Source organism: Flaviflexus huanghaiensis (assembly GCF_014118685.1).
In the GTDB taxonomy this organism is placed as follows: Bacteria; Actinomycetota; Actinomycetes; order Actinomycetales; family Actinomycetaceae; genus Flaviflexus; species Flaviflexus huanghaiensis.
In genome coordinates, this window is sequence record NZ_JACFAK010000016.1 from 41,110 (window position 1) to 59,362 (window position 18,253).

Sequence of the window (18,253 nt, forward strand, 5' to 3'; positions counted from 1 at the left end):
ATGCACCGCCCCGTCATCCCCGCCCGTACACTCGTCATGTGACGGACCAGAACATCACTGCGGCGGCCAAACACGGCCGGCAGCTCAGCGAGCGGGAAACGGCTGCGTGGGAGCTCGAGTTGCGCGGCAGGCTTGGTCTGGTTTCGACTCTGCCCGCCCAGATCCGACTGTGGGGCTGGCTCGCGACTGCTCTGGCCGCCATCCTCGCGGCGATCACCCGATTGACGGGCCTGACCCACCCGCACCAGATGGTGTTCGACGAGACGTACTACGTCAAGGGTGGCTATTCCCTCATCACGTACGGGTATGAGCGGGACTGGGTCGGGTCAGATGCCGACGAAATGTTCGTCCAGGGCTCGGATGCTGCCGCCGATACTGTTGGCGACTATGTCGTCCATCCGCCGCTCGGCAAGTGGCTCATCGGCTTTGGTCAGGCACTCTTCGGCACCGACAACGGTTTCGGGTGGCGGTTCGCGACTGCGCTTGCTGGCATCATCTCCGTCATCCTCATCACCCGCATCGCCCTCCTCTTGTTCCGCTCCGTCCCGCTCGCCGCCGCGGCTGGCGTGTTCATGGCCCTCGATGGCGTCGGCATCGTCTTGTCTCGCACCGGAATCCTCGACTCCCTCCTCGCGGCTTTCGTCCTCGCCGGATTTTGGGCTGTCCTACACGATCGGGATTGGACTCGGCGTCGGTTGGCGCGGCGCGTGGCACATGGGCCTGTCGATGAGAGCGGGCGTCCGCTCAGCACTCTCGGTCCCACTATTCTTTTCCGCCCGTGGCTCATCGCCGCCGGGGCCCTCATTGGGCTCGGATGCGGGGTGAAATGGTCTGCCATCTACGCGCTTGCCGTCTTCGGGATCCTCGTTTTCGCCTGGGACACCGCTGCGAAGAAGACTCTCGGCGTGAAGCGCTGGTTCACCTCCGGAGTCGTCACCGGCGGCGCACCGGCTTTCCTCAATCTCGTTCCCATCGCCATCCCCACCTATCTTCTTGCCTGGCTCTCGTGGTTCCTCGACCCTCGGGGCTACCGAAGGGGCTGGGCAGATACGAGAAGGGCTGCTGGCGACGAAGTACCGTTCGACCAGTTCGGCGACACGATCGCCGAATTCATCTCGTATCACCGCCAGATGTGGGATTTTCACACGGGCCTCGACTCGGAGCACACGTACATGTCCCAGCCCTGGGATTGGCTACTCCAGCTGCGCCCAGTCAACTTCTATTGGCCGCCGGAGGAGAAGCTCGTCCAAGACTGCGGCGCGGAGCGCTGTGTCCAGGCTATTTCCTCCATCGGCAACCCGGCCGTCTGGTGGCTGGCAGCGGCCGGCCTCCTCGTCGTCCTGTGGTACGCGGCTGTCAGGAGGGACTGGCGGGCCTGGGCGATCCTCGCTGGATATGGGGCAACGTACCTACCGTGGTACGGCTACATCGGCCGCACCATCTACCAGTTCTATTCGGTCGCTTTCCTGCCCTTCGTCGTCCTCGCACTCGTGTTCGGCCTCGCCTGGGTAACGGACACTCTTACACCAGCGAACCTCCTCGCTCAACGGAGGGCGGCGGAGCGGGAGAAGAAGAAGCGCGGATCCGAGGATTGGACACTCGCGATGAGGCCGGACCGTGAGCGGCCCGAACACGGCACCGCCTCCCCCGCTCAAAGCGCAGCCTCGGCGGACGATGCAATGTTGTCTGTCATGACGACATCGACGATCGAGAATGACGATGTGGATGGCAAGGGGTCCGAGACAGTGGAGGATTCCGCCACGGAGGGCCCCATTGAACGGGCCGTGGACGCGATGGAGGCCGGCGAAGCGCTCGGGTGGGAGCTCTCCCACCCTTCGAAGCGATCCTTCGTCGTCTTGACCGTCACCGTCGGGTTCGTCATCGCTTTCGCCATCCTCTGGTGGCCGCTGTGGACCGGTATGACGATCCCCTACGATTTCTGGCGGCTCCATATCTGGCTCCCCGGTTGGTCCTAACCAGGGGCGAGTGCCGGGTCAGTCCTCCGGCGCGGGCCGGCTCGCGGCCCGTCCCCTGAAGTGGTCCATCGTTGCATTGATACCGAACAGATCGAGCACGCGATCAAGGACGGGGACCGGCAGAATCTTCGCTACCTTAATCAACGCCGCGAACCTCGGCAGGACGAGGGATTGGCGACCGGACTCAATCGCGTCGAGAATCTTTGCCGCAACATCATCGACATCGAGGATCGGCAGGAGCAGTGGGATACGTGTGTTGACCCCGTCGAACATGCCGGTGTTGACGTAGAACGGCTGGACATTGAGGGTGTGGAGCGGGGTACCCCGGTGGCGTAGCTCGGCTCGCAGAGACTCGATGAACCCTGTTGCGGCGAACTTCGAGGCGGAATAGTCGGTCTGCCGCGCCACCCCAATGAGTCCGGCAGCGGATGTGATCGCGGTGATTGAGCCCTTCCCACGCGCGATCATGCCGGGCAAGAAGACCTTCGTCACCCGGTACAGGGCAAAGACGTTGAGATTGAACGTCCTGGTGATGTCCTCCTCTGTGAGATCGAGGAACTCTTTGCCTGTGACAATGCCGGCGCTATTGATAAGAATGTCCACCCTGCCGTAGGCCGCAATAGTCTCCTCACCGGCCGCTGCAACGTGAGCGGGGTCTGCAAGGTCGACCCGGTAAGCGGTTGCACTGCCGCCAAAGGACTGGATCTCACGCACGACGGCGTGCGCGGCCTCGGCGTCAATATCCCAGATGATGACCTGAGTGGCGCCGCGGTGCGCGGCGCTGAGCGCCAGCTCCTTGCCGATCCCGGACGCTGCCCCGGTAATGAGAACACTTGCTCCTGCTATCGGTGACCGCATCTCATCTCCACGCTTTGACGAACGTTCTCATGATCCTTGACCAGCCGCGTTCGCCGATAAGCGGCGGCACCTGGATCGGGTGAACGAGGGAGGTCGCCACCGTCTGCGGCTCCGTGTATTTCAGCAAACCCGTATCCCCATGCCTGCGCCCGATACCGGATGCCTTCATCCCACCCATGGGAGCATGCATTGACGCCCAAGCGACGACGTAGGCGTCGTTAATGCTGACGGTGCCTGCCTCGATCCTCGCACCCACTGACTGGCCACGAACCGGGTTCGTCCAGATCGACGCGTTAAGGCCGTACTCGCTGTCGTTCGCCCGGGCGATAGCCTCCTCGGTATCTGCAACCCGGTAGAGGGAGACAACCGGGCCGAACGTCTCACTACGCGCAACAACCATGTCATCCGTGACATCGGTCAGCACCGTCGGCGCATAGGCGTGCGGGGCAATGTGCGGCAGTGGCTCACCACCGGCGAGCACGGTCGCTCCCTTCGCCTTCGCATCTTCCACATGTTCGGAGACGGTCGTCAGCTGGTCGGCGGAGATGAGGGGGCCCATGTCGGTTGACCACGCGTAGTCCGCGCCGACCCTGACCTTCTTCATCGCCCGCACGAAACGCGGGACGAACGTATCCCACACCGCGTCCTCCACGTAGATTCGTTCGGTGGAAATGCAGAGCTGGCCAGCGTTGGAGATGACGGCCTTGACCGCCCCCTTGACCGCCCTGCGAATCGGCGCATCATGAAGGACAAGGAGAGCGTTCTTGCCGCCGAGCTCCGCGGAGAAGCCAACGAGTTCCTCGCCCGCCTGGACTGCGAGTTTCCGACCTGTTGCGGTCGAGCCCGTGAACATGAGGTAGTCGCAATTCTTGATGAGTGGCGGGCCGAGGACCGAGCCGCGGCCAGCGACAACGTGGAACAGATCGGCCGGCAGGCCAGCCTTCTCGACAAGAACTTTCGCCGCCAAAGCGCTGAGGACAGTGTTCGAATCCGGCTTAACAACGACAGCATTGCCAGCCGCGAGCGCGGCAAGAGCGTCTGAGAGTGCGAGCGTGAACGGGTAGTTCCACGGGGAGATGACTGCGACGACACCGAGCGGATGGTGGTGGACTGTTGCCCGTGACAGTAGCGGCAATGGGCCCGGCACACGAGTCGGCTTGAGTAGCGCAGGCGCCCGCTTCGCGTAGTGCGATGCCGTCATGGCGACGTCGCTGATCTCCTCGAACGCGTGGGAGCGGACTTTGCCGTTTTCTCCCTGGATGAGGTCAAGGAGCTCCTTTTCCCAGTCCCAGACGAGCTGGGAGAGCCGGGAAAGCACGGCGGCTCGGTCTTGTGAAGAAGTCTTTTGCCACGAGGTTTGCGCACGCCTGGCACGAGTGACGGCAAGCGTGACATCGTCGGGCTCACAGACGGGATAGGTCGTGACGGATCTGCCATCCAAGGGCGAGACAACCTCGGCGCGTTCACGGTGCGCGGCGGTTGTGATCCAGCTGTCGGCGCTTCCGAGCAACCTGACGATTGCGTCATCGAATTGAGTCACGGTGAGTCTCCTTTAGGCTCCCACCACTGTACGTCGCGACTGGAGGCGGCGCTCCAATTCGGGCGACCCAGCTCACACTAGACGAGGCAGAACTCGTTCCCCTCCGGATCGGCCATGACAATCCAGCCGCGGTTGATCCCCGACGGTTCGAAACGCTTGAGCCGCGTCGCTCCGTATGACTCGAGCTCGTCCGCACGGGCCTCGAGGACGGACATGAAGGGTTCGCCCGTCATTGTCGGTGCGACCGGGACGTCGAGGTGGACGCGGTTCTTCGCCGTCTTTGGCTCCGGGACCTTCTGAAAGTAGAGGCGCGGACCATTGCCGTCGATGGGGACGATCGCGTCCTGATTGTCCCTCTCATCCTCAGGAATGCCGTGGAAGTCAGCGAACTCTTCCCACGTTGTAAATCCCTCTGGCGGATCGTCTCTGCGATAGTGCAGCAGAAATGCCCAGAAGTCGGCCAGCCGCCTCGGGTTCTTCGCGTCGAATGTCACCTGTACCACCATGATCTCACGCTAGCGCCAAGTGAGCCCTCGCGATAGTCCGGAACCGTACGTGCCGCGCGGATCAAGACGGCGTGCTCGGTGGATCGAGGCCGTGCGGTTGACTCACGGACGCCTGCACTTCCCACACGGCGGCGAAAGTTCTCAGCGCGCGGGGCTCACGCGTTTCGCGTCACTCAACAATCATCACACTTTATTATTACTTGCTTTTCTCGTGATAATTTATGGGGGTCCTTAACGATCCACCAGGAGCATGATTATGGCCTGCCAGTGCAACCACACCAACCTTCTCGAGGAAACCCTCGATGCCACGTCGATCCCGCACGCGGTGCGTCACCCCGCGATCCTTGGCGCGCTCTCCGCGCTGCCCGTCAACGGCACAATCCTCCTCAAGGCTCCTCATATGCCGACACCGCTACTGGGTGAGATGAAGGACCTCGACGGCGCATTTGGATATGAGGTTGTCCAGGACGGTCCGTCCGAATGGGTTGTCCGAATCTGCCGAGAAGGCTGAAGGGGAACAGCTCGTCTCAATGACTGACGCCAGAACTCTTGGCGACCGCAGCCTCGCTCGCTGCCCCGTCTCCCACGACAACGGCTCGTGGTCGGTATGGGGCAACGACGAGGCTCGTCGCGTTGCCGAAGACCCGCACGTTTTCTCCTCCCGCGTCTCCCGCCACCTCAGTGTGCCAAACGGCATGGATGGCGACGAGCACCGCCGGTTCCGCGCCGTCATCGACCGGCACCTTTCCGACGACATCATCGTCCCCCTCTATCCCGACTTCGAGCATATCGCTCTCGACGTCTACGGGTCAATGGGAGACAGTTTCGATGCGAACGTCTTCGGCAGCCTCGTCGCCGTGCGCTGTCAGAGCCGATGGCTCGGCTGGGATGCTGGCTACGAAGATGAGCTCCTGGCGTGGATCGCCGACAACCAGGCCGCAACCCGGTCTGGCGACTACTCCCGCACGGCAGCCGTTGCCGAGCAATTCGACTCGATCATCCGCCGAATCATCGCCGACCAGCCGGGCGAGGCGACTGCCGCGCTCGTCAACGACACAGTCGAGGAGGCCGACGGTGAGCGCCCGCTTACCCACGCCGAAGTCGTGTCGATTCTGCGCAACTGGACATCGGGCGATCTTGGCTCGATCACATACTCAATCGGCATCGTCGCCCACTTCCTCGCAACTCACCACTCGATCGCCGAGGAATTGCGCAGGTGCGATGAAACGGGCGATACGAGAGCGCTGGACATGGCACTCGACGAGATCCTCCGCATCGATGATCCGTTCCTCGCGAATCGCCGCAGGACGACGAGGGACGTCACCATTGCCGGCCAGGACATTCCCGCTGGCGCCCTCCTCCACATTCAGTGGACCGCCGCCAACCGAGATCCCCGCGCCTTTGGCGACCCGGATGCCTACAACCCGGAAGGCAACGCGGCCCGGAACCTCGTCTATGGCGCTGGCCCGCACGTGTGTCCTGGCCGGACCCTGTCGACTCTCGAGCTGCGGGCGGCCCTCGTCGCGCTCCTGCGCGGCGGCGAACTCACGCTTGTTGGACATGCCACGCGCGAAGAATCCCCGGCGGGCGGGTACGCGGCCGTTCCGGTGACGCGCGTCCGCTAACCGTCGTTCCCCTGGGGAGTGTCTCTCACTGTGGCGGCCCATCCTGCCCGCACCAGCACGGGGTACTATCACCTCGACCAACGGAGGGCATGATGCCACGGAGACAGTCCACACCAGCCGCGATCCTCATCACCGGACTCGCGCTCTTTGCGATGTATTTCGGCGCCGGAAACCTCATCTTCCCGGCAATGATTGGCATGACCGCGGGAGAGAACGTTAACCCCGTCATCATCGGATTCCTCCTCACCGGCGTCGCGCTGCCCGCGCTCGGCATGGTTGCATCATCGACACAGCGGCGAGGTGAGCACGACGGGATCGCCTCCCGCATCGGGCGTTATCCGAGCCTTGTCTTCACGGTCGCGATCTTCCTCTCGACCGGCATGCTCTATGCGATACCCCGCGTGGCGACGGTCAGCTTCGAGATGGCGGCGGTGCCTATCCTCACCGGTAGCGCAGGTGGCGAGACGAGCCAGCTCGACCTTTTCATTTATACGGTCATCTTCTTCACCGCAGTCGGCGTCGTCGCCCTCAACCCTGGCAGGCTCGTCGACCGGCTCGGCACGTATCTCACACCAGCGCTCCTCATCGTCCTCGCTATCCTCATTGTCACGGCGCTTGTGACGATGGAGAGCGTGAGTGTGCAACCCTCGCCGGACTATGCGAATGATCCGCTCCCGGCAGGGCTTCTGCAGGGCTATTACACGATGGACGCGATCGCGTCTCTCGTCTTCTCAGGCGTCATCCTTTCCGCCCTCGCACGCTCCGGCTTCACCACGCGGCGCAAGCTCATCTGGGGGTCTACCTTGGCTGCCGGAGTGGCCGGCATCGGGCTGACGATTGTCTACCTCGGACTCGCAGCGGTCGGCACGCGGGTTGCAGGCCAGGGCCTCGACGACGGCGCCGCTGGGCTGGCCTATGCCGCGTCCAAGGCACTCGGCCCGGTCGGTCAGGCAGTGTTCTCTGCGGTCGCGATCCTCGCCTGCCTCACGACCGCCATCGGCCTCATCGGCGCATCATCGCAGTACTTCCGCAAGCTGTTTCCCAAACTCACGCATCCCATGCTCGTCCTCATCCAGAGCCTTGTCGCTCTCAGCCTTGCCAACCTCGGGTTGGAGACGATCCTCGAGATCGTCACGCCCGTCAACCAACTGCTCTACCCCATCGCAATTTGCATCATCGCAATCGCCTTGATCGATGTCGTAACCCCAGGCATGCTTCACTGGACGTACCGCCTCTCTGCCTGGACCGCCGCTGTCGTTGCGATACCAGAGGCCCTGTGGGCGACAAAGATCTCGGCATTTGACGGGCTACGGGATTGGCTCGATGTGCTTCCCGCCGGCTCGGTCAATATGGGGTGGGTGGTTCCCGCCCTCGTCGCCGCCCTCATCGGGGCCATTCTCGATCTATCCCAGGGCAGGCTCCGGCCCGTCACAGGTGGGAACGAACTCCCGATCCTCATTTACGAATAGTCGTGATCTGCGAAGAGCCGCCCGGCTCGGCACAGTCTAGGACTGTTCGTCACTACCCTGCGGCGCCGCGTCTCAGTGCGACGCCGGTGCTGAAATCTTGACGTTGACCGCCCACGTGCTCGATGTAGTCGGGGAAGACTGTCAGCTGGCTGCGGTACTTCGACAGGGCCTCAAGGACCACGTCAAGGTAGGCGTGTAACTCGATCCTCTCGAAGGCCGGGTCGTGGGGATCGGATGCGATCTCGACGAATGGCACTCCCTCATCACGGGCCGCGCGGGCCGCGATGAGGTGCGTGTGCACATGGTCTGGATGACCGTACGTGCCCGCATGATCATAGGAAATGACGGACGTTGGATGGACGGTACGGATAAGGGCGGAAAGGTCAGCGGCAGCCTCGTCGACGGAGGCGGAAGTCAACATCGTGGGATCCTCGTGGTCAGCAGGCCCAGCCACGCCCTCCTCCAACCACACCATTCCAGAATCTGTGTACCGCCGATCCTCCAGGTGTCCTGCTCGCGCAGGAGCCTGGCCGAGCCAATGATGCTGCGTCACGCCAAGGACGCCAACAGCGCGCTCGAGCTCCCGCTCGCGGAACTCGGTGAGTTCTTGCGCGCTGATGTCAGCCGGAACGACCCCGGTCACTGCCTCTCCGCGCTCACCGCGCGTACATGTCACAACAACAGTGTCGATACCGCTGTGACTGCATGCTGCGATAAGGGCGCCCGTCGATAGCGTCTCGTCGTCGGGGTGAGCATGGACAAACAGTGCGCGCTCACCCAGAAGGTCGGGCAGATTCATTCCACTTCTCCTCGGTAGACATCGACGAGTTCCCGGGCTGCTTCTCGCCAGCCTCGGCTGAGCGCGAACTGTCTCGCGGACCGGCTGAGTCGCTCGCGTAACCCTGGATCGTCGAGAATCCTCTCGATCGCGGCCGCCCATTGACGAGGATCGCGGGACGGGATGAGGTAACCGCTGTCACCGTCGAGGACGGAGTCGACCATCCCGCCGACGCGGGAGGCAATGACGGGGGTGCCGCAGGCGGCCGCCTCAACGTTGATGATTCCATACGTTTCGGAGTGGCTCGGGTTGAGCAACACCTGGGCCCCGCTGAGGAGCCGTGCAAGCTCGTCCCTGCCCATCGAACCCCGGTATTCGATGAACTCCTCAAGGCCAAGTTCCTCCCCGAGCGCACGCACCTGCTGTGTATATCCGGGAAAGTCTGATGCTGGCTCACCAGCGATGACGAGCCGCGGCCGTTTCGCTTCGTGGATCTCCGCGAGCGCCCGGATCGCCAAGTCGACACCTTTGAGCGGCTGGAGCCGGGCGGCAAAGACGAGATAGGGCTCCGGGTCGACTCCGGTGGGACGGAACGTTTCTGAGTCGACTGCCGGATGGACGATCGAAAAACGCTCGGGATCGGCTCCGTAGCGGGCAATGATTGTGTCCGCTTCAAAACGGCTCACGGCGACGATGCGATCCGATTCGTTAGCGATGAACCGTTCCCCAGCTGGCCTGCCCGGGGACTCGGGCTGCTCGCCCGCACCCCAATCTTCGCCCACCGGCGCCGCGACCGAGTGGTAGCTCTGGACGTGGGGGACGCCTCTCTCTTGGGCGACCGGGATAGCGGCAGCACCCGCGAACCAGTGGTGGGAGTGGATGACATCGACCGGTTCCCACCAGTCATCGAGAGCCGCTGTGAACGGCTCGATGAGCTGTTCGGAGTCGGCCTTGGCGAGGGGATGTTCGGGACCGGCTGAGAGATAAACGAGCCGGAGGTTGGGGGCCAGCTCCACAGCATCGGGAAGCTCAGGGCTGTCCCTGCGTGTAATGAGAGTGACGTCGTGGCCCTCCGCGGCAAGGTGCTGAGCGGTGTTGAGCAGGTAGACGTTGAGCCCGCCCGCCTCCCCCATTCCCGGTTGCAGGACCGGGGACGTGTGGAGAACAGTGAGCGCGATGCGCAGAACGGGCATTCAGCCTCCCTTTGACTTAGCCAGCCGGAGGCGGCCAGCAATGACAACTAATATAACGTTCGCGCATGTTCCGGGGCCAAAGCGCCCCAGGAATCTCGCACACGCATGGCGCCCTTCGCCGACCGGTGAATCTCTCCCCCTCAGCGCAACCGCGCCATATGGTGGACGTCACGCTAGGAAAGGACATTCATGAAATACCTCATCATCGGCGGGCACGGCAAGGTTGCTCTTCTAACCTCAACGATCCTCGCAGGTGGCGGCCATGACGTCACCTCCATCATCCGCAATCCCGACCACAGCGACGACGTCACGGAGACCGGGGCAACGCCAGTTGTCCTCGACGTTGAGACCGCAGCGCGCGACGACCTGGCTGGGGCGTTTAGCGGGCACGACGCGATCATCTGGGCCGCTGGTGCCGGCGGAGGTAGCCCTGCCCGGACACGCGCAGTTGACCTCGAAGCCGCAAAGTGGTCAATGGACGCCGCGAAGGACGCCGGTGTCTCCCGCTATGTCATGGTCTCCTACCTCGGCTCACGCCTTGACCACGGCGTGCCCGAGTCCGACCCCTTCTACACGTACGCCGAGGCGAAGGCCAAGGCCGATGAGTACCTGCGCGGTTCAGGCCTCGATTACACGATTCTCGGCCCGGGCCGGCTCACACTCGACGAACCCACGGGGAAGATTACAGCGGTTGAGCAGGGCGAGCAGACGACGTCAACCGACACATCACGCGGCAATGTCGCTCACGCCATTGCCGCCGCATTGAAATCGCCGGCCTCAAACGGGCGGACGATCGGGTTCGTCGACGGGGATACGCCGATCGAAGACGTCTTTGCCTAGGGATGTAACGGTCTGACAGCCGCACCTTGTGAGGTGGACATCACAGCCAGGGTTCGGCACCATGGTCGTGGGCCCGTTTCGCAATGGCGGGGAACGGGTCCGCTGGGCCGGTTATGAGCTGAACTCACCCATGCTGACAAAGAGCTCGGTGACGAGAACGCGCGCGGTCTGTCTGATATCCCTGCCCTCGGACAGCGCCTCGACAGCCGCACCGTCGACGATAGCAAGGACAAGCCGCCCAGACAGTCTCGAACCCAGCCAGGCAAGGACCGATTCGATTGCCGCGTCGAGGGCAGGCCGGTTCTTGTCGTACACGCTTCGCACAGCCGGGTACTCGGCCGCGGCTGCGAGCTGCAGGTAGTGGTTCTCGAGCGGGGCGTCGGAAGGCAAACACGCCTTGAGCACGACTTCGACCGCATCGCCCATACTCGTCGGCGGCTCGTGCTTTTCGAACTCGGCTGCCACACGCTCCGCGCGACCAATCCATCGTCCGAAGTTGAGGGCAGCGGCCTGACCAAGAAGGTCGTCCAGGCCCGTGAAGTAGTATGTTGTCGCGGACAGCGATGCAGAAGCTCGCGCCGCTACCTTGCGGTGGGAAACGGCTCCGGGACCCTCGTCACGGAGGATCTCTGCCGCCGCAAGCACGAGATCCTGCTGTCGCTGCTCACCTTTCGTCAGACTTGGCGTCGTCATGTCGTCCTACTTTAGTTGCTCCGTGAATATGCAGCCGAAACGGCTACGGCACTCCAGCAGACCGGATACGCATGCGCATCTTCCCACCAGTTCCCTAAAGTCCCAGGTCAACGGTAGCACAAGAATGGTACTATCGTGCTAGAAATCAGGATGGAGTCAAGGACGACACATGGAAGATCTCTCCACTCGCTCACAAGGCAACAATAGCTTGGCCGACACCCACGAGCTCTCGGCCGATTATCAGACACTGGCGCGCAATAACGACCGGCTTGCCTCGGCCCTTCGTGCCGCGCGGCAAGAGCTCGCGACCGTGCACGACCAGGTGCGGCAACTAACCTCGACCCCCAACACATTCGGTGTCATCGCCACGGTCCACAGGACGGAACGCACGGTTGATGTCATCGTTTCCGGCCGCAAGCTTCGTTGCTCCGTGGCCGAGACCGTCCCACTCGCGTGCCTCCATCCCGGCCGAGAGATCGTGCTCAACGAGCACATGTGCGTCATTTCGAGCGAGAGCTTCGATGACGTCGGCGATCTTGTCATGGTGACTGACTTCCTCGACGATGCGCGGATTACGGTTCGCGTGCGAGATGAAGATGAGAAGGTGCTAAGGCTCGCGGAGAGTCTCATCAGTGCCGCCGGCAAGCCCAAGGTCCGGCCCGGCGACATCGTTCGCGCGGACGTCCGCGGTGGCTTCGCGTACGAGCGAGTCGAGCGTGAAGACACCGAAGAGCTCATGCTCGAAGAGGTGCCGGATGTCGACTACGAGGATGTCGGCGGGCTCACGCACGAGATCGCCTCCATTCGCGACTCGATCGAAGTTCCGTTCCTTTTCCCCGATCACTATCGCGCCCACCGCCTGCGCGCCCCGAAGGGGATCCTCCTCTACGGGCCTCCCGGATGCGGAAAGACTCTTATCGCAAAAGCAGTCGCGACCTCGCTCGCACGGACAGCTGCGGCGAAGACGGGCGACATTGAGGCCCGATCCTTCTTCATTTCCGTCAAGGGCCCCGAGCTCCTAACAAAATATGTCGGCGAGACCGAGCGGCAGATCCGCAGAATCTTCTCCCGAGCCCGTCAGCGTGCGAAGGGCGGGATGCCGGTCATCGTCTTTTTCGACGAGATGGATTCACTGTTCCGCACGCGCGGCACAGGCCGCTCATCCGATGTTGAGACGACGATCGTTCCCCAGCTACTCGCTGAGATCGATGGAGTCGAAGAACTTGACAACGTCATCGTCATCGGCGCAACAAACAGGGAGGACATGATCGATCCGGCGATCGTCCGGCCCGGTCGACTCGATGTGAAGATTCGGATCTCCCGACCGGATAAAGAGGCGGCGGCCGACATCCTCGCGAAATATCTCGTGCCTGACCTTCCGCTCGATCGCGGCGAGGTGGAGCGCGCAGGATCAGCAGCGGGTGCCGTCGACTCTCTCATCCGAACGATCGTCGACCGTCTCTACGTCCGAGACGAGGACGCCGCCCAAGTCGAGGTCACCTTTGACTCGGGCGACACCGAGATCCTCTACGCCCACGACTTCGCATCCGGCGCCATGCTCGCCAATATCGTCGACCGTGCGAAAAAGCTGTCAATCAAAGACCAGCTAGCTGGCCTGCGGGGCGGCATCTCCCGCCAGCACGCGACGGCCGCCGTTGAGGACGAGATAAGCGAGAATGCCAGTCTCCACTCGTCGGGGACGCTGGAAGATTGGGAGCGTCTCATCGGCCGCCGCGGCCAGCGCATCACGCGCGTACACCTCCTGAGGAAAAAATGACAGTCCGACGAGTCATGGGGATCGAAACCGAATATGGCATCGTCGATCCCACGAAATCCTCTGAACAGGCCTCACTCGATCTCATCGCCGCCTACAGCCGCGCGGTCGGGGACATGGGTTTTGTCGATGATGTCGCGTGGGACTTGTCGGGTGAGATACCGATGCTCGACACTCGCCATCCCGACATTGACCCAGAACAGATGGCCGATAGGAACAGGGTCCGCCAGGTCGCTAGCCTCACAGCGCAGGAACGCTCGTGGCAACGTGGCACGACCAAAGTGTTGCACAACGGAGCGCGGCTCTATGTCGACCACGGCCACCCTGAGTACGCCTCCCCCGAATGTCTTGGACCTCGTCAGGCAGTCATCTACGATCGGGCGGGCGAGCTCATCATGCGCCGCGCCATGGATAGGTTGCAGGAGGAAACCGGGGCAAGCCCGATCGTCTACAAGAACAACGTTGATGGCAAGGGCGCCGCGTACGGCTGCCACGAAAACTACCTGACGAACCGGTCGGTGCCGTTTACCGACATTGTCGAGGCACTCGTGCCGTTCCTTGTCACCCGGCCCGTCCTTGTGGGCGCGGGAAGGGTCGGTATTGGTCCCGCGTCGGAGGAGGCTGGCTTCCAGATCTCGCAGCGAGCGGACTACATCGAGACGGTTGTTGGGCCTCACACCACGTATGACCGCCCGATTGTTAATACGAGAGACGAGCCGCACGCCGAGCCGCACCTTCACAGGCGGCTCCACGTCATCACCGGCGACGCGAACTGCGTGCCCTCAAACACTCTTCTCAAGCTCGGTATGACGTCCGTGCTCCTATGGGTGCTGGAAACATCCGGTCTGCCGCAGGAGTGGCGAAGCCTTCGCCTCAAGGACCCTGTCGCGGCCGTGCGGACCGTATCGCGCGACCTCACGCTGAAGGAAACGCTCGAACTCGAGGACGGCAGGCGCCTGACTGCGCTCGAGATCCAGAGCATTTACGAACACACCGCACAGACTTTGGTCGAGCGGCAGATGAACGGCATCCGTCCCGACGTGGAAACTATCGACATCCTCGACAGGTGGCGAGACACGATCGGCCTGCTGTCGGACAACTGGCGCAAGACTGTCGGCGATGTGGAATGGGCAACGAAGCTCGCCCTGCTCGAAGCACGTCGGAAGCGTGATGGGCTCCTGTGGGACTCACCAGAGATTGTGGCCATGGATTTGCAGTGGAGCGATATCCGGGCTGGCAAGTCGATGCCGGAGCGGCTCATGGAGAACGGGATCTTCGAAACGCTCGAGGCTGAGGAGTGGATCAAAGAGGCTGAGTTCGCTCCGCCTGCCGGAACACGAGCCTGGTTCCGAGGCGAGCTCATTCGCCGCTTCCCGGACCAGGTCTATTCAGCCTCATGGCATTCCATTGTTGTCGAGCTTGATGGCGGGCGGCTTATCCGAATCCCGATGACGAGCCCTGTGGCAGGCTGCCACGCACACCTGGACGGTAGTCTCGACGAATGCGCGACCGTGGAGGATATTCTCACCCTCGTTGAAGGCACGGGACAGAATATCCTCGCCGAACCCGATGTGTACACGAAAGGCCGATGATCATGACTGAGAATCAAAGCTTCAAGAGCCGAGGCGGCGACGTACCCGATATTGACTCTCCCCCGCCGCTGCCTCCGTCCGCCGCTGGCCAGGACTTCAGCTCGGTCCTCGACGAGATCGACGACATCCTCGAAGAGAACGTCGTTGAGTTCGTTCGAGGGTTCGTCCAGGAGGGCGGTCAGTGACAGGGAGCCAGCCTCCCCGCATCCTCGGCCTCGAAACTGAATACGCGATCATCTCTGATCGGATCGAACCTGTTGCTGGTGAGACACCCGCACCGCTCACCCCCGCGCAGTCCATCACCGAGCTGTTTCGCGGCACGCGGGCCCACAGCCGATCGACCAGTCGCTACCTTTCGAATGGTGGCCGCCTCTACGTCGATCTCGGTTCCCACCCCGAGTACGCAACAGCTGAGTGCGTGAGCGCACGGGAGGTCGTCCTTCAGGATCGCGCCGGCGAGAAGATCCTGCGCGATCTTATGACAGCGGCAAATGAGCGGCTCAAAGAGCAGAACATCCGCCTCCACATCTTCAAAACAAACACGGATTCTGCGGACGCGACTTTCGGCTGTCACGAGAACTACCAGGTGACACGTGCGACAATCGACGAGCTCGACCCCGGATTCATCTCCTTCCTGTGCACGCGCCCAATCCTCACGGGCGTCGGCGGAGTGAAAGATGGTGAGCACGTCCTCTCGCGGAGGGCGTTCCACATCCACTCGATCATGTCGCCGGACCCTACAAAGAGCCGTCCCCTTATCGTCACCCGTGAAGAAGCCCACGCTGATCCGCGCAGGTTTGGCAGGCTGCAGGTGACGTACGGCGACTCGAATATTGCCGACACCGCAACGGAACTGAAGGTGCGGCTTACCGCTGCGGTCCTCGATTTCCTCGAACAGGGTGGATCACTGGCCGATCTCGAACTCGAAGACCCCATCACAGCCCTGCACGACACGTCACGGCTCGGGCCGGAAGCCCAGGTGAGGCTGACGAGCGGCGTGACGATGACGGCTCTTGAGATGCAGGGGGAGGTACTCACACGTTGCGAGGGCGTATCCGACCTCGCCGACATCCGATCCCTGCTCGATAACCTGACGTCTAGTGAGAGCGCGTCTCGCTCGATCGACTGGCTGTGCAAACGAGAGCTTCTCAACCAGGCGGCTGCCCGGTACGGTGTGCCACTCTCCTCTCCCGTCATCGCCCGCATCGATCTCGCGTACCACGATATTGACCGGTCTCGAGGTCTTGCCGAGCGGTTGCGGCAATCCGGCAACATGGCCAGCCTCGTTACCGACGAGGAGGTCGGCACAGCATGCGATACTCCCCCGGCCGACACTCGTGCTGCTGTCCGCGGGCGTTTCGTCGCCGAGGCAGAGCGTCTCGAGCTGTCGACCTCGGTCTCCTGGACGCACGTTCGGCTCGACTCCCCGCCCCACCCACAAATTGACCTCATGGATGCACATGCGTCCGAAGATCCCCGCGTCGATGAGCTCATTAGGACGATGAGGGCCCTGCCGCCGCAGAATCGCAGTGCGCTTGCCCGTCTCAAGGCTGGCCTGGGGCCGCTCGGGTAAGTGACCGACACATGAGTGAAGCCGGGGAACTACTCCCCGGGCTTCACTCACTTCGAGTCAATATCGTTGCATGCATTTCCGGGCATCATTGTCTCATTGAGCGCTCGGTACTACCGTGTATCGCCGTCAGTGCTCGACGTGGAGCTCCGGGGCAACATTGGAATGCGGTGGTAGCGCCGCTTCTGGTTCTGGGTCCCGCTTCCGGAACAATCCCGAGAGGATCGGGCCGATGCCGCCGATGATGATGAGCAGGCCGCCAACCGCACCAATCAGCGTCATGGATTCGTTCCAGACTACGACGCCGAGGACGAGCGCGACAACGCACTCCCAGTACGCAACGGTCGACAGTTCGACGGCAAGCAAGTTCTTGCCAGCCATCGGAAGCAACCCAATGGCAAGAAGGCCACAAATGAGGAACATTCCGATCGCCCACGCCCAGTGATTAGCTTCCATCACTTCGATGGGGTTGGTGGGATCGATAGCGGTCATGCGGTAGATCATGACGGCGAGCGAGCCGATGATGGCGAAGGCAAAGTTGTAGAAGCCGCGCACCTCGGACGAGATGTCCGGGCGGAAGCGATAGAAGAAGAGGGCAAGGCCGTAGAACAGTCCGGATGCGAGACCGAAGAGGTCGCCCATCGCCTTGTTCGGGAGCTCGGGGTTCGCTGCCAGGTCGAGACCGAACGTGAGGCCGGTGTCAGCGGTGTAGGTGACGAGACCGACTGTCATGATCATGCCGACGAACACGAGTCCGAGGAAGACTCCGTGCGTGAGGTTGATCTTCTCTTTGAGGAAGATCGCGGCGAGAATGGCCGAGAACAGCGGACCGGTGTAAATGAGGAAGACTGCGTTCGCAATGGTCGTCATGAGAGTGGCCGACACGTAGAAGGCAAGGCTTGCGCCGATGCAGAGCCCGCCGGCAACGACTGCGAAGGAGATCTTCGTCTTGCGCAGCTCGGGGAGCTTCTTCACTGCGAGAACGATGAGGAACATGCCGATAGCGCCGACCGTCATACGTCCCAGCGCGAGGAAGTCGCCTGTGATGTATCGGTCGCCGTTGGCGTCCAATGGGGTAGCGAGGCGACCGAAGGTGCCGACAAGGCCCATGGCCGTCGCCGAAATGAAGATTGCCGTGAATCCGAGCTTTTTGTTGGGCTTAACGTCGGTCGCCGGGAGGGTTTCTGAAGTTTCCATGTCAAGTCCTTGCTTGTGGCCGACGACATCGTTGTACGTTCGGCTGGTTATAGTGTTCGGCCGGGACCTCGCCCCACAAGGTTCAGGTCCCGGCCGGTGGTGAGGGGGAATTACGCCCGCCTCAGCCTGTCATCAGATAAGTGTTGGGTCTTCGACCTGGTTGGGGAAGTAGTCTTCCATGGTGCCCTCGCGGTACACGTCAGCAGTCGCACAGTGCAGACCGCCACCGAACGCGTAGGCATCGCGGAAATCAACCGGAATCGGGTTCATGCCAAGCTTTTCCATCTGCTCAAGCTGGTTAACCTCGGAGGCCTCAACGATGACGTTCTTGTGATCAAGAACAAGACAGTTCATCGACAGCCACACCGAGGAGTAGCACAGCGGCGGCGGCTCGTCGTGAGCCGGCTGAGCCGCATCAACGATCTGCCAATCATTGGCTTCGAAGATCTTGCGCTGCTCTTCAGGCAGACGACGCTCAGGGTTGTTGATGATCAGACCCGGACGAAGCGGCACGAACGTCGCATCGATGTGGATCGGGTACGGGTCACCGGGGAAGTTCACCGCGTGGATGCGGTGCTCGGGGTAGTAGCGCTTGAACCACTCCATCGCCTTGCGGTTGGTCGTCAAACCATGCTGGATGAA

General features: G+C 62.3%; 16 protein-coding genes and 1 pseudogene. 9 read left to right on the plus strand and 8 right to left on the minus strand.

The window, feature by feature from the left end:
* Positions 1 to 38: 38 nt before the first annotated feature.
* Positions 39 to 1,976: a phospholipid carrier-dependent glycosyltransferase gene (locus H7E91_RS10500; protein ID WP_182355054.1), complete on the plus strand. Its 1,938-nt coding sequence runs from the start codon at positions 39 to 41 to the stop codon at positions 1,974 to 1,976.
* An 18-nt stretch (positions 1,977 to 1,994) separates the two neighbouring features.
* On the opposite strand, the gene H7E91_RS10505 is transcribed toward H7E91_RS10500, so the two are convergent.
* From H7E91_RS10505 to H7E91_RS10515, 3 genes are all read right to left on the minus strand, one after another.
* Complete coding sequence (locus H7E91_RS10505; protein ID WP_182355055.1) at positions 1,995 to 2,834, minus strand: SDR family oxidoreductase; 840 nt, start codon at positions 2,832 to 2,834, stop codon at positions 1,995 to 1,997.
* A gap of 1 nt (position 2,835) precedes the next feature.
* Positions 2,836 to 4,374, minus strand: a complete 1,539-nt coding sequence (locus H7E91_RS10510) for a succinic semialdehyde dehydrogenase (protein ID WP_182355056.1) — start codon at positions 4,372 to 4,374, stop codon at positions 2,836 to 2,838.
* Positions 4,375 to 4,451: 77 nt separating this feature from the next.
* Positions 4,452 to 4,880: a VOC family protein gene (locus tag H7E91_RS10515; protein ID WP_182355057.1), complete on the minus strand. Its 429-nt coding sequence runs from the start codon at positions 4,878 to 4,880 to the stop codon at positions 4,452 to 4,454.
* Positions 4,881 to 5,136: 256 nt separating this feature from the next.
* Between H7E91_RS10515 and H7E91_RS10520 the strand changes: the two genes are divergently transcribed.
* From H7E91_RS10520 to brnQ, 3 genes are all read left to right on the plus strand, one after another.
* Positions 5,137 to 5,391 (plus strand): DUF2249 domain-containing protein, encoded by a 255-nt coding sequence (locus H7E91_RS10520; protein WP_182355058.1) that lies wholly within the window; start codon positions 5,137 to 5,139, stop codon positions 5,389 to 5,391.
* Between the two features lie 19 nt (positions 5,392 to 5,410).
* A complete protein-coding gene (locus tag H7E91_RS10525; RefSeq protein WP_182355059.1) occupies positions 5,411 to 6,505 on the plus strand; it encodes a cytochrome P450 in 1,095 nt (364 codons plus the stop codon).
* A gap of 92 nt (positions 6,506 to 6,597) precedes the next feature.
* Positions 6,598 to 7,974 carry a branched-chain amino acid transport system II carrier protein gene (brnQ, locus tag H7E91_RS10530; RefSeq protein ID WP_182355060.1) on the plus strand — a complete coding sequence of 459 codons (1,377 nt, stop codon included), beginning with the start codon at positions 6,598 to 6,600 and terminating at the stop codon, positions 7,972 to 7,974.
* A 52-nt stretch (positions 7,975 to 8,026) separates the two neighbouring features.
* On the opposite strand, the gene H7E91_RS10535 is transcribed toward brnQ, so the two are convergent.
* On the minus strand, positions 8,027 to 8,773 hold the full coding sequence (locus H7E91_RS10535; protein WP_182355061.1) for a PIG-L family deacetylase: 747 nt from the start codon (positions 8,771 to 8,773) through the stop codon (positions 8,027 to 8,029).
* Positions 8,770 to 9,945 carry a glycosyltransferase gene (locus tag H7E91_RS10540; RefSeq protein WP_182355062.1) on the minus strand — a complete coding sequence of 392 codons (1,176 nt, stop codon included), beginning with the start codon at positions 9,943 to 9,945 and terminating at the stop codon, positions 8,770 to 8,772. Before H7E91_RS10540 ends, H7E91_RS10535 begins: the two co-directional genes overlap by 4 nt.
* A gap of 189 nt (positions 9,946 to 10,134) precedes the next feature.
* Between H7E91_RS10540 and H7E91_RS10545 the strand changes: the two genes are divergently transcribed.
* Positions 10,135 to 10,785 (plus strand): SDR family oxidoreductase, encoded by a 651-nt coding sequence (locus tag H7E91_RS10545; protein WP_182355063.1) that lies wholly within the window; start codon positions 10,135 to 10,137, stop codon positions 10,783 to 10,785.
* A 111-nt stretch (positions 10,786 to 10,896) separates the two neighbouring features.
* Here the strand turns inward: H7E91_RS10545 and H7E91_RS10550 are convergent, their stop codons facing one another.
* Positions 10,897 to 11,478, minus strand: a complete 582-nt coding sequence (locus H7E91_RS10550) for a TetR/AcrR family transcriptional regulator (RefSeq protein WP_182355064.1) — start codon at positions 11,476 to 11,478, stop codon at positions 10,897 to 10,899.
* Between the two features lie 169 nt (positions 11,479 to 11,647).
* Here H7E91_RS10550 and arc point away from each other — a divergent pair, with 169 nt between their 5' ends.
* The 4 genes from arc to H7E91_RS10570 are packed head-to-tail and all read left to right on the plus strand — an operon-like array spanning position 11,648 to position 16,417.
* A complete protein-coding gene (gene arc / locus H7E91_RS10555; protein ID WP_182355065.1) occupies positions 11,648 to 13,255 on the plus strand; it encodes a proteasome ATPase in 1,608 nt (535 codons plus the stop codon).
* Positions 13,252 to 14,844: a depupylase/deamidase Dop gene (gene dop, locus H7E91_RS10560; protein ID WP_182355066.1), complete on the plus strand. Its 1,593-nt coding sequence runs from the start codon at positions 13,252 to 13,254 to the stop codon at positions 14,842 to 14,844. Before arc ends, dop begins: the two co-directional genes overlap by 4 nt.
* A 2-nt stretch (positions 14,845 to 14,846) precedes the next feature.
* The gene (locus tag H7E91_RS10565; protein WP_182355067.1) at positions 14,847 to 15,029 is read left to right on the plus strand and encodes a ubiquitin-like protein Pup; all 183 of its coding nucleotides are present in this window, start codon (positions 14,847 to 14,849) and stop codon (positions 15,027 to 15,029) included.
* Positions 15,026 to 16,417, plus strand: a complete 1,392-nt coding sequence (locus H7E91_RS10570; RefSeq protein ID WP_182355068.1) for a proteasome accessory factor PafA2 family protein — start codon at positions 15,026 to 15,028, stop codon at positions 16,415 to 16,417. Before H7E91_RS10565 ends, H7E91_RS10570 begins: the two co-directional genes overlap by 4 nt.
* A 126-nt stretch (positions 16,418 to 16,543) precedes the next feature.
* Here the strand turns inward: H7E91_RS10570 and H7E91_RS10575 are convergent, their stop codons facing one another.
* Together H7E91_RS10575 and H7E91_RS10580 are read right to left on the minus strand one after the other, a co-directional pair.
* Positions 16,544 to 17,611 carry a DMT family transporter gene (locus tag H7E91_RS10575; RefSeq protein ID WP_182355069.1) on the minus strand — a complete coding sequence of 356 codons (1,068 nt, stop codon included), beginning with the start codon at positions 17,609 to 17,611 and terminating at the stop codon, positions 16,544 to 16,546.
* 132 nt (positions 17,612 to 17,743) lie between these two features.
* Positions 17,744 to 18,253: pseudogene (locus H7E91_RS10580) on the minus strand (serine/threonine protein kinase); the annotation flags it as partial.